This window comes from Parvibaculum sp. (assembly GCF_030694575.1).
Lineage (GTDB): Bacteria > Pseudomonadota > Alphaproteobacteria > Parvibaculales > Parvibaculaceae > Parvibaculum.
In genome coordinates this window covers 1-13,781 of record NZ_JAUYUS010000077.1, presented here as the reverse complement: position 1 = coordinate 13,781, position 13,781 = coordinate 1, and the positions used below count along the sequence as shown (strand labels likewise).

The window sequence follows — 13,781 nt, the reverse complement described above, 5'->3', positions numbered from 1 at the left end:
GCCGCCGCCCGCCCCCTCGCCCTCCAACCCGCCCTCTCCGAAGAACACCTCGCCGCGACCCCGCTGGAAGCGCCCGGCCACTCCCGCGCCGCCGAGGCGCTGGCCCCACTCGATGCGACGGCCGCGCTTGCCGAATTCGCCGCCGCGCGGCGCTATGTCCGCCCCCGCGTCGATGCAACCCTCGCCTTCGATATTCGCGGCGGCCGCCATCCGGTGGTCGAGGCGGCGCTCGCCCGCTCCGGCCAGGCTTTCGTGCCCAACGATACCAACCTCTCGGCGGAGAGCGGCGACGGCAAGCATATCTGGCTGCTCACCGGTCCCAACATGGCGGGTAAATCGACCTTCCTCCGCCAGAACGCGATCATCGCCATCATGGCGCAGATGGGCTCCTTCGTGCCGGCGGACGAGGCGCATATCGGCGTCGTCGACCGCCTCTTCTCCCGCGTCGGCGCGGCCGACGATCTCGCGCGCGGCCGCTCCACCTTCATGGTCGAGATGGTCGAGACGGCGGCGATCCTCAATCAGGCGGGCGAGCGTTCCCTCGTCATCCTCGATGAGATCGGCCGCGGTACCGCGACCTTCGACGGCCTGTCGATCGCATGGGCGACCGTCGAGCACCTGCACGGCGTCAACAAGTCGCGCGCCCTCTTCGCCACGCATTATCACGAGCTGACCGCGCTCTCCGAAAAGCTCGTGCATCTCGCCAACGCCACCATGCGCGTCAAGGAATGGCAGGGCGACGTCGTCTTCCTGCACGAAGTCGCGCCCGGCGCGGCCGACCGCTCCTACGGCATCCAGGTCGCGAAACTCGCCGGGCTTCCCGCGCCCGTCATCGCCCGCGCCCAATCCGTCCTCGCCGCACTGGAAGAAGGCGGCGACCGCAAGGGCGCGGTCAAGCTGATCGACGACCTGCCCCTCTTCTCCGCCACCGCAAAACCCGCCGCCATCGCGAAGACAAGCGCCGCCGAAGAGGAATTGAAAAACCTCAACCCCGACGAGCTCTCGCCGAAGGAAGCACTGGAACTTCTCTACCGTCTGAAGGCGCTGGCGGTGAAGGAATAAATTTCAGTTCGTCATTGCGAGCGAAGCGAAGCAATCCAGGGGCCGCAAGCACAGCGCCTGCGGCCCCTGGATTGCTTCGTCGCGTTGCTCCTCGCAATGACGTCCAGAAAAACGGGACGTCACTTCCTCGCCACGAAAATACATTCGTCGCGCAGCAAGCCCCACTTCACTTCCTCTTCGGGCTTGCGCCGGTAAATCTCGACCGACTTGAACCCCGCCGCTTCGAGCTTCCTTGCGAAGTCGCGCCCGTAATAGCGTTTATGGTCCGTGCCGCCGAAATGCACGAAGCGTTCGTCCGGGTCCGTGATCGCCGGGTTCTCGTAGGTCTCGTCCCGCGACAGGTTGATCGGCACGGAGAAGAAGCCGTAGCCGCCGGGCTTCAGCACACGGAACATTTCCGTCATCGCCGGCCTGTCGTCGTCGATATGTTCGAAAACGTGATTGGCGATCACCACGTCGAAAAAATTGTCCGGCCGGTCGATCTTCGTGATGTCGAGCCGGTACTTCGCGATCTTCGCATAGAGGTCGGCGGGCTCGTAATCCGGATTGTTCTTCATCGCCCGCATCAGCCACTTCTCCGGGCCGAATTGCAGGATCTTCTTCGTCGTGAGGTCGATGCCGTGCTCGGTCAGATAGAGCTGCAGCAGCCGGTGCCGCTCGCGCGAGCCGCAATTCGGGCAGCGCGAATCCCAGCGCGACGGCCGCCCCACCGACAGGAAAATGCCGTGATAGCCGCAGACGGGGCAGGTCCGCCGGATTTTCTTCCGCGAGAACTGGCCCCGATCCTTCCACCAGCCCTGCAACAGCCGGCTGTAGATTTTCCGCCGGTCGATTTCCGTCTGCTCGCTCAACTTTTCATCCGCCCTTTTCCTGCACCGCCGGCCGGCTACCCGCCCGGGGTGCATCTGCGAAGGGGCACAATGTCGGCCTCGGCAAAACCTTGTCAAGCCGCGCCGCCCGATCCGTCGAAATCCGGCAAGGATTTCTGTAGTTTGGCCGGGATATGATAAGCCTTCTTGATTGCCCCCCGCCGCATCTCATATGGCGGTCTGAAGACGTCGCGCGGCCTGCCGCCGCCCGGTTTTGATGGAGTTGCCCGCATGGGCCGCAGCCTGCCGAGCCTGCTTGAAATCGCCGATCCGGAAGCCATCCGGACGAAGCTCGATACCGTCGCGCTGGCCCGGCCGAAAGACGACGAGCTGGCGCTCCGCCGCGGTGTCGTCGAGGTACTGAAATCGGTGCTTCTCGATGGCCGCGCCAGGGCCCGCGAGCGGCTGGAGCAGGGCGCCCACAGGGGCCGCGCCTGCGCCGAAAGCCTCTGCTACCTCCAGGACACGATCATCAAGGAGCTTTACACCTTCGCCACGCGCTATGCCTTCCCCGCCGCCAATCCGAGCGAGGCCGAGCGCATCGCCATCGCGGCGGTCGGCGGCTATGGCCGCGGCACGCTGGCGCCGGGCTCCGACATCGACCTCCTCTTCCTGCTGCCCTACAAGCAGACCCCCTGGGGCGAGAGCGTCGTCGAATACATGCTTTATGTGCTCTGGGATCTCGGCCTCAAGGTCGGCCATTCGACGCGCTCCATCGCCGATTGCATCCGCCTCTCGCGCGAGGATTTCACCATCCGCACCGCGCTTCTCGAGGCTCGCTTCATCTATGGCGACAGCGCCCTTTTCGATGACCTCGAAGCCCGCTTCGATGCCGAGGTGGTGAAGGGCACGGCGAACGAATTCGTCGACGCGAAGCTCGCCGAGCGCGACACCCGTCACACCCGCGCGGGCGAAAGCCGCTATCTGGTCGAGCCCAATGTGAAGGAAGGCAAGGGCGGCATCCGCGATCTGAACACGCTGTTCTGGATCGGCAAATATGTCTACCGCGTCAAGCAGCCTTCCGATCTCGTCAAGGCGGGCGTCTTCACGAAGGAGGAATACCAGACCTTCCGCAAGGCCGAGGACTTCCTCTGGGCGGTGCGCTGCGAACTCCACTTCCTCACCGGCCGTGCCGAGGAGCGCATCACCTTCGACCTCCAGACCGAAATGGCCAGGCGTCTCGGCTATCAGGGCCATCGCGGCCTGATCGCGGTCGAGCGTTTCATGAAGCACTACTTCCTCGTCGCGAAGGATGTCGGCGACCTCACGCGCATCTTCTGCGCCGTGCTCGAAGAGCAGGAGAAAAAGAAGAAGCCCTCCATCGGCCGCTTCATGCAGGCCATGCGCCGCAAGAAGGTCATTCGCGGCTTCCGCCTCGAAAGCGGCCGCCTCGATGTCACCAACGTGAACTTCTTCGAGAAGGACCCGGTCAACATCATCCGCCTCTTCCACGTCGCCGATCAGCACGGCCTCGACATTCACCCCGACGCGTTGAAACTTCTCACGCGTTCGCTGAAACTCGTCGACGCCTCGCTCCGGAAGAACGAGGAGGCGAACCGTCTCTTCCTCGAAATCCTCGCCTCGAAGAAGACGCCGGAAATCACCCTGCGCTGGATGAACGAGGCCGGCGTACTCGGCCGCTTCGTCCCCGATTTCGGCCGCATCGTCGCGCTGATGCAGTTCAACATGTATCATCACTACACGGCCGACGAGCATCTCCTGCGCGCCATCGGCATCCTTTCGGAAGTCGAGCGCGGCCAGGCGGTCGAGGAATATCCGCTCGCCCACGAACTCATGGGCAAGGTGAAGAGCCGCAACGCCGTCTACATGTCGGTCTTCCTGCACGACATCGCGAAGGGCCGCGACGAGGATCATTCGGATGCCGGCGCCGGTATCGCGCGCCGCCTCTGCCCGCGCCTCGGCATGAGCCCCGGCGAAACCGAAACCGTCGCCTGGCTGGTGCAGAACCATCTCGTCATGTCCGACGTCGCCCAGCGCCGCGACATAGCGGACCCGCGCACGGTGCGCGATTTCGCCAATCTCGTGCAGAGCCCCGAGCGCCTGAAAATGCTCTACATCCTCACCGTCGTCGACATCAAGGCCGTCGGCCCCGGCGTCTGGAACGGCTGGAAGGGCCAGCTCCTGCGCCAGCTCTATTTCGAAACCGAAGCCGTGCTGCAGGGCGGCGACAGCGCCGTCAACCGCAAGACCCGCGTCGCCGAGGCGAAGGAGAAACTGGCCGAACGTCTCGCCGACTGGTCGAAGCCCGCGCGCGACCGCTACATGACGCGCCATGCCGACGGTTACTGGCTGTCGCTGGACACCGATACGCTGGAGCGTCACGCGCGCCTCATCCAGGGCGCGGGCGACGACCCGCTCACGATTTACGCCGAGCCGGAGCCCGCCCGCGACGTGACGCAACTTACTCTGTACACGCAGGATCACCCCGGCCTCTTCGCGCGCTTCGCCGGCGCCTGCGCCGCGCTCGGCATGAACATCGTCGACGCCAAGATTTTCACGACGCGCGACGGCATGGCGCTCGACATGCTCTGGGTGCAGGATCCCGAAGGCCTCGCCATTTCCGAACAGCGCCGCATCATCCGGCTGGAGGAAATGATCCGGAAGGTTCTCGCGGGCGAAATCTCCGCGCCCGACGCAATCGAGAGCCGCACCCGCCGCGAGCGCCGCGCCGAGGCCTTCTCCGTCGCGCCGCAGGTCTTCATCGACAACGAAGCGTCCGACGACTACACGGTCATCGAGGTGAACGGCCTCGACCGTCCGGGCCTCGTCCACGCGCTCGCGCGCGCGCTCTTCCACTTGGGCCTCACCATCGGCTCCGCCCACATCACCACCTATGGCGAGCGCGCGGTCGACGTCTTCTATGTAAAGGACGTGATCGGCCACAAGGTCACGAACGCGAACAAGAAGAAGGCCGTCGAACGCCACCTCCTCGAAGCCCTCGCCGACCCCATGGCCAAAGCCCGCCCCGCCAAACGCGCCAAACGCGAAGAAACGGTGGCGGCGGAATGAGGCGTCCCGTCCGATGAGCCTCATCCGCTCCGCCGCAACCGTCGGCGGCACCACGCTCCTGAGCCGGCTGCTCGGCTTCCTGCGCGATGTCATGGTGGCCGCCGCCATCGGCACCGGGCCGATAGCGGACGCCTTCTTCGTCGCCTTCCGCTTTCCCAACATGTTCCGCTCGATCTTCGCGGAAGGCGCCTTCAACTCGGCCTTCGTGCCGCTCTTTTCGAAGCGCCTCGAAGGCGAGGGGAGCGATGCAGCCCGTCGCTTCGCCGAGGATGCGCTTTCCGTCCTCCTCGTCGCGCTCCTCGTCATCACGCTCGCCGCCGAAATCGCCATGCCCTGGATCATGCTGGTCTTCGCGCCGGGCTTTTCCGAAGACCCGCAGAAATTCGACTGGGCGGTCCAGTTCACGCGTATCGCCTTCCCCTATCTCCTCTTCATCTCGCTCACCGCGCTGCAATCCGCGATCCTGAATTCGCTCGGCCGCTTCTTCCCGGGCGCCGCCGCGCCGGTCATGCTCAACGTGACGCTGATCCTCGCGATCCTTTTCCTGATCCCCGTGATGGACAATCCCGGCGAGGCGCTCGCCTGGGGCGTCGCGGCGGCCGGCGTCGTGCAGTTCTTCTGGCTGGCGATTTCCTTGTGGCGCGCGGGCTTCGTGCTGCGCCTGCGCTGGCCCAAACTCACGCCCGATGTCCGCCGCCTGTTCCGCCTCGGCGTGCCCGGCGTCATTGCGGGCGGCATCGGCCAGGTCAACCTCACCATCGGCACCATGATCGCCTCGCTGCAGGCGGGCGCGGTGTCGTGGCTCTATTATGCCGACCGCATCTACCAGTTGCCCCTCGCCGTCATAGGCATCGCGATCGGCGTCGTCCTCCTGCCGGATCTCTCGCGCCGCCTCCGCGGGGGCGACGGCGACGGCGCCAACTGGTCGCAGAACCGCGCCGTCGAAGTCTCGATGCTGCTGACGGTCCCCGCCGCCATCGGCGCCGCCGTCCTCTCCTTCGACATCATCCGCGTGTTGTTCGAGCGCGGCGCCTTCACCCGCGAGGACACCGCCGCCACCGCGCTCGCGCTCATCGTCTACGCGGCCGGCCTCCCCGCCTTCGTGCTCAACAAGGTCTTCTCGCCCGCCTATTTCGCGCGCGAGGACACGATGACGCCGCTCCGCTTCGCCGCCATCTCCATCGTCGTCAACATCGTCACGAGCTTCACGCTCTTCTGGTACATGGGCTTTGTCGGCATCGCCATCGGCACCACCGTCGCCGCCTGGGTCAACACCGGCCAGTTGGGCGCGCGCCTCTGGCGCCGCAAGGAATTCGTGGTCGACGCGCAGCTCGCCCGCCGCCTGCCGCTGACGCTCATGGCCGCCGCCGGCATGGGCGTCGCGCTCTGGTTCGGCTCGGGGGCGCTCGCGCCCTTCTTCGAAATGGATTTGCTGACAAGCATCGCCGCCTTGTTTGCGCTGATTGCCGGCGGCGCCCTCGTCTACTTCTTCCTCTGCCAGGTCACTGGCGCCATGCGCATGGGCGACCTCCGCCGCGCCTTCACCCGGCGCTGAGCCGATGGCGCTCGCGGCCGAGGACATTATCGCTCACCCCGCCTTGCTCGGCCTCGTTCAGCGGCAATCCCGCGCTCTCTTCGCCGTCTATGAAGCCAATCCGCGGCTCGCCTCCGTCTTCGGCAGCCAGCAGCGCTGGCTCATGGCCCATGCCTCGCTCGCTCTCCATTTCCGGCGCAATCCGGCGGACCCGCGCAGCGGCCTCACGGCGGCGCGCTTCTTTGCCGTGATCGAGGAACACGGTGTCGCGAGCCGCAACGCGGGCGATGCCTTCATCAATGAAATGCTGAATTACGGCATCGGGCATCGCGTGCCGGGTGCCGGCGACGGACGCACCCGTCCGATCGAACCGGCGCAACTCACCGTCGATGCGGCCCGCTACTGGGTGATGACGCATCTGGCGACGCTCGACAGGCTCGACGGCGATTGCCGTCTGGAAACCTTTCACGCCGCGCCGGCATCGCTCGAAGCGATACAGCCGCTCATCGCCGACGGGCTTCTCTCCTCCGCTGCCGTGCGCGAGCCCGAGCAGACATTCGCGCTCTTCATCTGGGTCAACAATGGCGGCATCGTCATGGACTTTCTCGTCACCGGCATCGAGGATGCCGCGCCCGGTGTGGAGCGTATCGCCGCCGGAATTGTCTCGGTGACCCAAATGGCCGCGTCGCTCAAGCTCTCGCGCACGCATCTCGCCCGCAAGCTGCGCCAGGCCGAAGAGATGGGCGGCATCGGCTGGGAAGGAAAGCGCGGCCGCTCGGCGATGTGGATGTCGCGCGGTTTCCTGCGCGAATATTTGCATGTGCAGGCGGTCAAGCTCGCCCTCATCGACGCCGCTTTCGATGCCGGCTTGCGGCACTGAGGGTTGACGCGGTCGCGAGGCCCGCAAAAACGCTCCCGGAAAAGGTCAGTTTTCAGGCCCTGTCCTCAATTGACCGCATCGCGCGCCGGCCATACGGTCCGTCGCAACCGCCCTCGCGCGGATAGGGGCAATCGAAAATAGCGACGAAGAGGCCGGCGATGGTGTGCGAACGCCGTCGACGGGAGAGCTTTGCCTGTTGCAAGGCCGTCGCGTTTGTTTGGAGTTGAAGACGATGGGAATTTCGAAAACCGGCCATGCCTTGCGCGTCGGCCTTCTGGCCACGACCGCGCTCACCGCCGCCGCGCTCGCCGCGACACCGGCCGGTGCCAGCACCTGGACGGGTGCTGTTGGCGACTGGTTCGACCCGTCGAACTGGAGCAGCGGCGTTCCCGCGTCCGGCGACGCCGCCGTCGTCGGCACCGGCACCGCGCAGGTACTGGACGGCGATGACGCCGTCTCCGACTCGGGCCTCATCGGCAACTCTTCTGGCAACACGGGCATCGTCGAAGTGGGCGGCGCCGGCTCGACCTGGACCCTGGGTGGCGGCGGGCTCAATATCGGCGGCCTCGGCACCGGCCTGCTCGACATTGCCGGCGGCGGCGCGGTCACGAGCACCGGCTCCGCCGCTCTCGGCTGGTATGCGAGCGGCACCGGCGGCGTCGCGATCGACGGCACGGGTTCCGTCTGGAACCATGACGGCGAATTCTACGTGGGCATTAACGGCGCTGGCTCGCTCGACATCGCCAATGGCGGCGCGGCCAACACCGGCGACGCCGTTATCGGCAATTCCGCCCCCGGCACGGGCGTTGTCACGGTCGATGGCGAGAATTCCACCTGGGTCATAGTTGGCAATATCACCGTGGGCGAGGCAGGCGACGGCACGCTCGACATCTCGGGCGGCGGCATGGTGAGCAACGATTACGCCGTTATCGGCAATGCCGTCACCGGCACCGGCGCCGTCACGGTCGACGGCGCGGATTCCACCTGGACCAACAGCGCCACCCTCTATGTCGGTAACGAAGGCAGCGGCACGCTCGACATCACGAATGGCGGCACAGTGAGCAACAGCAACGGCTATGTCGGCACGCTGGAGGGCAGCACAGGCGCCGTCACGGTCGACGGTGCGGATTCCACCTGGACCAACAGCGCCACCCTCTATGTGGGCGAGGAAGGCGAGGGCACGCTCGACATCGCGAATGGCGGCACGGTGAGCAATGTCGTCGGCATTGTCGGCAATGCCACCGGCGGCACCGGCATCGTCACGGTCGATGGCGCGGGTTCCACCTGGACCAACAGCTCCACTCTCTATGTGGGCAACTACGGCGACGGCACGCTCGACATCTCGGCTGGCGGCACGGTGAGCAGCAACGACGGCATTATCGGCAATGCCGCCACCGGCACCGGCGCCGTCACGGTCGACGGTGTGGATTCCACCTGGGTCGCAATCGGAAATATCTTCGTGGGCGAGGCAGGCGCCGGCACGCTCGACATCTCGGCCGGCGGCGCGGTGAGCAGCAACTACGGCATTGTCGGCAATGGCGCCACCGGCAGCGGCATCGTCACGGTCGATGGCGCGGGTTCCACCTGGACCAATGACGTCGAACTCTATGTAGGTTATGAAGGTGACGCAACGCTCACCGTCTCGGACGGCGGCCATGTTTCGGCAGACGCGGTCCAGATCGCCATTGAGTCAGGCTCCACCGGCAGGTTGAACTTCGGCGCGGCGGAGGGCGAAGCGGCGGTCGCGGCGGGCACGCTCGACACCAGCGACATCTTCTTCGGCGATGGCACGGGCTCGATCGTCTTCAATCACACCAGTACTGATTTCGTGCTGGACGCCGATATCGCCGGCACCGGCACGCTCTCGCAGTTCGGCTCCGGCCGCACCACGCTCACCGGCGACAGCAGCGCCTTCGACGGCGACACCTTCATCGAGGCCGGTTCCTTTTTCGTCGACGGTCAGCTCGGCGGCGCCTTGTATGTGGTCGATGCCATCCTCGGCGGAACGGGCACGGTCGGCACGACCAATCTCGGCGGTGGCGCCGTGATCGCGCCCGGCAGCGCAACCGCGACGCTCACCGTCGATGGCGACCTCGTTTTCAGCGGCTATTCGACCTACCGGGTCGAGACCGATCCGGATGCGGCCACCAACGGCCTGATCCATGTGACCGGCACCGCCACGCTCGGGGGCGCGAGCGTCGCCCATGTCGGCATCGACGGTCCCTACGCGGATCAATCCACCTGGACGATCCTGACGGCCGATGGTGGCGTCTCCGGCGTCTTTGGTCCGGTCACGTCGACCCTGGCTTTCCTCACGCCCGGCCTCACCTATGATTTCAACAATGTCTATCTCGGCCTCGCGCGCAACGATATCGGCTTCGATGACGTCGGGGCGACGCCGAACCAGCAGGGTGTGGCCGCTGCGGCCGAGGCGCTCGGCGCCGGCAACCCGATCTATGACGAGATCATGGGCATGACCGAGGAAGAGGCCCGCGCCGCCTACGATGCGCTCTCGGGCGAAGCGCATGGCAGCGCAGGCACGGCTTCCTTCCAGTCGGCGCAGCAGATCGGCGCGGCGTTGCTCGCGCGCTTGCAGATGCTCTCCGGCGGCGGTTCGCAGACCGCGATGCTCGGCTTCGTGCCGGCCGCGGGCGACGCCCTTCTCGGCGATGCGCCCGCGATCTGGGGTCAGCTCTTCGGCAGCTGGGGCACGAACGACGGCGACGCGAACGTCGCGAAGCTCGATCGCCGCTCGGCGGGCTTCCTCGTCGGCATCGACAAGGCCGTCGGCGAAGCAAGCCGCGTCGGTGTGGCCGCTGGCTACAGCCGCTCGAGCTTCGATGTCCCGGCGCTCAACTCTTCCGGCGACAGCGACAATTTCCACGTTGCCGCCTATGCCGGCACGAAGCTCGGCTCCGTCGATCTCGGCAGCACGCTCTCCTACAGCTACGGCAAGTCCGAAACCGAGCGCACCGTCATCGTCGGCGGCCTGACCGACACTCTCACCGCCGATTACGACGCCCATACCTTCCAGGCGTCCGTCGAGGCGGGCATCGACTTCGACATGGGCTCCGTCGTGCTCACACCCTTCGCCGGTCTTGGCGTCACCCATGTCCGGACGGACGGCTTCACCGAACAGGGCGGCCCGGCCGCGCTCACCCTCTCCTCGGCGGACAACACCACCGGCGTCTCGACTGTGGGTCTCCGCGCCCGCCGCCAGACCGGTCAGGTCGCGCTCTCGGGCTCGCTCGCCTGGCGTCACGCCTTCGGCGATGTCGATCCCGCCTCTCGCGCCGCCTTCGCCTCGGCCCCCGCCAACACCTATGCGGTGCGCGGCACGGCGATCTCGGAAAATGCGCTGGCCCTCGAAACCGGCATCGACCTCAAGCTCGACGCCGGCACGACCCTCACGCTCGGCTATGCCGGCGAATACGCCTCCGGCGCCCGCGACCACGGCCTGAAGGCGGAACTGCGCTTCGAGTTCTGATCCCGTGCGAAGCCTGAAGCCGCGCTTGCGCTACAGGCTTCGCACCGGCAGCGCCGCCGTGTCCTTGTAGGAGGTGAGCGAGATCACCGTCTGCGTCCGTGTCACGCCCGGCACAACCTTGAGCCGGTCCGTGAGCAGCTTGTCGAGCGCCGATGTATTCCGTACCCGGATTTTCAGCAGGAAGTTCCAGTCTCCCGCGATATGGTGGCACTCCTGCACTTCCGGCACCTCCGCCACCACCGCGAGAAAGCCGGGCGAGCTTTCGGGCCTGTCCATCAGCACATAGACGAAGGCGAGGAGATCGAGGCCGAGCGGGGCGGGCGAGAGCCGCGCCGCCCATCCGGCGATGACGCCGCCCTGCACCAGTTTGCGAACCCGTTCGTGAACGGATGAAACCGCGAGCCCCACCATGCGGGCAAGCTCCGCATGGGAGAGATGCCCGTCGCGCTGCAGCGCCTCGAGTATCGCCAGATCGGTATCGTCGAGCTGCCGCCGCATCTTGGATAGAACCCCCTGTCCCTTTTGTCCGCCCGGCCCCGGATGAGGGGCCTGCACTCCCTCTTGGTACCGGCTCCGCGATGCGCTGACAAAGCGATTCTGGAGGGACCCTCCGTCCCCGCTTCCGTCCCCGCTCCCGCCGCCGCGCCGAAAAAATTCCGGATTTCGAACCGCGGCAATGCGCCGTACCGGAATAATTTCGGTGAAATCCTCTCCCGTAACACATTGATCGGATTGCCTCTTCTTCCCTCGCGCGCGCTTGGCTACCAATTCGGCGGGGCGACGGCCGGGCGGCCGCGCAGGTCTGTCATTGGGGGTTCGGATGAGCGTGTCTGTATTGCGGGCGAAGCGGCTGGATGAGGTGCGTGGGCCAGGCTGCCCGGGAGAGGTCGACTTTCGTTTTCTCACCGTGACCGTCCCGCCCCGGCGTCCCCGCCGCATCCCGTTCTTCACCGCCATGCTGCTCGGCACCACGGCGCTGGTCGCCTTGCCCGCGCACACCGCGCATGCGCAATCCGCCTGGGACGGTTCGGCGTCGAGCGACTGGGACACATCCGCGAACTGGGACACGAATGCCGTTCCGACAAATGCGGACAATGTCGTCATCGACGACGTTTCGGTCAACGCACCCGTCGTCGGCGATGGCGTCAGCGCGGACGCCGCCAGCCTCCTCATAGGCGATACCGGAACGGGTTCGCTCACAATCGAGGGTACCGGTGCGCTCAGCGTCGGCGGGGATGCCTATGTCGGCCTTAACGGCACCGGCTTCCTTACCGTCCAGGGCGGCGGCTCGCTGAATACCAACAACAATACAAGTCTCGGCGACGCCGTGGGCGCATCCGGCACGGCAATCGTGACGGGCGCGGGCTCTAGCTGGTTCGGCTCGACCATTTCGGTCGGCTATCTGGGCACGGGCATGCTCACCATATCCGATGGCGGTCACGTCAGTGGCGAGGGCTATCTCGGCGACAATGAAGGCTCCGGCACCGTTCTCGTCACGGGCGCGGGCTCGTCATGGACGACCAACGGCGAGTTCATGATCGGCGCCGTCGGCACGGGCGACATCACGGTTGAGGAGGGCGCCGCGCTGACGAGTGGAACCGGCATTCTCGGCTGGAACGTGCTCGGCTCCGGCACCGCCCTCATCACTGGCACGGGATCGAGCTGGACCAATACGGGCAACATGCTTGTCGGTCTCGACGGCGAAGGCAGCGTGACGGTCGCCGATGGCGGTCAGGTGGACAGCAGCTTCACCTATCTCGGCAGCAGCGCGACCGGCACCGGCACGGCGCTCGTCACCGGCACGGACTCGTCCTGGTTCTCGAACGGATATTATATCAGCCATGAAGGAGCGGGCTCGTTCACGGTCTCCGGCGGCGGCTATGTTCTCGGCAATGCCTGGATCGGCAGCGACACGACCGGCTCGGGCACGGTGCTGATCACCGGCGCAGGATCGCACTGGACTTCGATTGGCGATTTCTCGGTCGGCGACGCCGGGACCGGCGATTTCACGATTGCCGATGGGGGTCTGGCCGAAAGCGGCAACGCCATGATCGGTTTCGATACCGGCAGCCTCGGTACGGCGCTCGTCACCGGCGCCGGATCGGTCTGGTCCGTTATCGATCTCACCATCGGCGTCGATGGCGACGGAACGCTGACCCTTGCAGAAGGCGGCTCGGCCGATGCCGGTGCAGGCACCGTTCTTCTCGCTTCCGGGGCGGGCTCCACGGGCACGCTGAATATCGGCGACGGCGGCGCGGCGGGCGGCATTACCGCGAACTGGCTGGAATTCGGCGCCGGAACCGGCACGCTCAATTTCAACCACGATGAAGACGATTACGAGTTCGGCATCGGCATCATGGGCTCGGGCGCGATCAACCACCTCGCGGGCGTGACGGCCCTGATGGGTAACGGCCTTTCCTTCACCGGCACCGGCACGGTTTCCGGCGGCTTGCTGAATGTGAACAGCCTTTTCGGCGGTACCTGGGACGTGTTGTCCGGCGGAACGCTCGGCGGCTCCGGTTCGGTCGGCGATGCTTCCGTGGCGGCCGGAGGCATTCTGGCGCCCGGCAATTCCATCGGCACACTGAACATCGCGAACGATATAACCTTCGATGCCGGTTCCTTCTTCGATGTCGAGGTGGATGCGGCAGGCAATAGCGACCTGCTGCTCGTCGGCAATACCGCGACGATCAATGGCGGCACCGTGCGCGTGCTGCCCGCCGCCGGCAACTACGCCGCCAGCACGCAATACACGATCCTCACCGCGAACGCCGTTGCGGGCACCTTCGACGATGTGACGTCGGGTTTCGCCTTCCTCTCGCCCTCGCTCGCCTATGACGCGCAGAACGTCTTTCTGACGCTCGATGTGACGGCGGCCTTCCAGGACGTGGCATTGACGCCCAACCAGTTCAATACGGC

General features: G+C 66.1%; 6 protein-coding genes and 2 pseudogenes. 6 read left to right on the top strand and 2 right to left on the bottom strand.

Annotated features, from left to right (window positions below; translation table 11 throughout):
* Positions 1–1,062, top strand: a pseudogene (locus tag Q8S60_RS11340) (DNA mismatch repair protein MutS); the annotation flags it as partial.
* Positions 1,063–1,181: 119 nt separating this feature from the next.
* On the opposite strand, the gene Q8S60_RS11335 reads toward Q8S60_RS11340, so the two are convergent.
* Complete coding sequence (locus Q8S60_RS11335; protein ID WP_305275429.1) at positions 1,182–1,913, bottom strand: class I SAM-dependent methyltransferase; 732 nt, start codon at positions 1,911–1,913, stop codon at positions 1,182–1,184.
* A gap of 249 nt (positions 1,914–2,162) precedes the next feature.
* Here Q8S60_RS11335 and Q8S60_RS11330 point away from each other — a divergent pair, with 249 nt between their 5' ends.
* The 4 genes from Q8S60_RS11330 to Q8S60_RS11315 all read left to right on the top strand — a co-directional run bounded on the left by Q8S60_RS11330 (position 2,163) and on the right by Q8S60_RS11315 (position 10,862).
* On the top strand, positions 2,163–4,961 hold the full coding sequence (locus tag Q8S60_RS11330) for a [protein-PII] uridylyltransferase (protein WP_305275431.1): 2,799 nt from the start codon (positions 2,163–2,165) through the stop codon (positions 4,959–4,961).
* A gap of 13 nt (positions 4,962–4,974) precedes the next feature.
* On the top strand, positions 4,975–6,516 hold the full coding sequence (gene murJ / locus Q8S60_RS11325) for a murein biosynthesis integral membrane protein MurJ (protein WP_305275432.1): 1,542 nt from the start codon (positions 4,975–4,977) through the stop codon (positions 6,514–6,516).
* A gap of 4 nt (positions 6,517–6,520) precedes the next feature.
* Positions 6,521–7,375: a hypothetical protein gene (locus Q8S60_RS11320; protein ID WP_305275433.1), complete on the top strand. Its 855-nt coding sequence runs from the start codon at positions 6,521–6,523 to the stop codon at positions 7,373–7,375.
* Positions 7,376–7,607: 232 nt separating this feature from the next.
* A complete protein-coding gene (locus Q8S60_RS11315) occupies positions 7,608–10,862 on the top strand; it encodes an autotransporter domain-containing protein (protein ID WP_305668565.1) in 3,255 nt (1,084 codons plus the stop codon).
* Positions 10,863–10,892: 30 nt separating this feature from the next.
* Here the strand turns inward: Q8S60_RS11315 and Q8S60_RS11310 are convergent, their stop codons facing one another.
* Positions 10,893–11,360, bottom strand: a complete 468-nt coding sequence (locus tag Q8S60_RS11310) for an Lrp/AsnC family transcriptional regulator (RefSeq protein WP_305275435.1) — start codon at positions 11,358–11,360, stop codon at positions 10,893–10,895.
* Between the two features lie 322 nt (positions 11,361–11,682).
* Here Q8S60_RS11310 and Q8S60_RS11305 point away from each other — a divergent pair.
* Positions 11,683–13,781, top strand: a pseudogene (locus Q8S60_RS11305) (hypothetical protein); the annotation flags it as partial.

What these genes read in the sequence shown, in the direction of transcription:
- Q8S60_RS11330 (WP_305275431.1), top strand. Translation starts at nt 2,163, where the DNA reads ATGGGCCGCAGCCTGCCGAGCCTGCTTGAAATCGCCGATCCGGAAGCC.
- Q8S60_RS11310 (WP_305275435.1), bottom strand. Translation starts at nt 11,360, where the DNA reads ATGCGGCGGCAGCTCGACGATACCGATCTGGCGATACTCGAGGCGCTG.
- murJ (WP_305275432.1), top strand. Translation starts at nt 4,975, where the DNA reads ATGAGCCTCATCCGCTCCGCCGCAACCGTCGGCGGCACCACGCTCCTG.
- Q8S60_RS11315 (WP_305668565.1), top strand. Translation starts at nt 7,608, where the DNA reads ATGGGAATTTCGAAAACCGGCCATGCCTTGCGCGTCGGCCTTCTGGCC.
- Q8S60_RS11320 (WP_305275433.1), top strand. Translation starts at nt 6,521, where the DNA reads ATGGCGCTCGCGGCCGAGGACATTATCGCTCACCCCGCCTTGCTCGGC.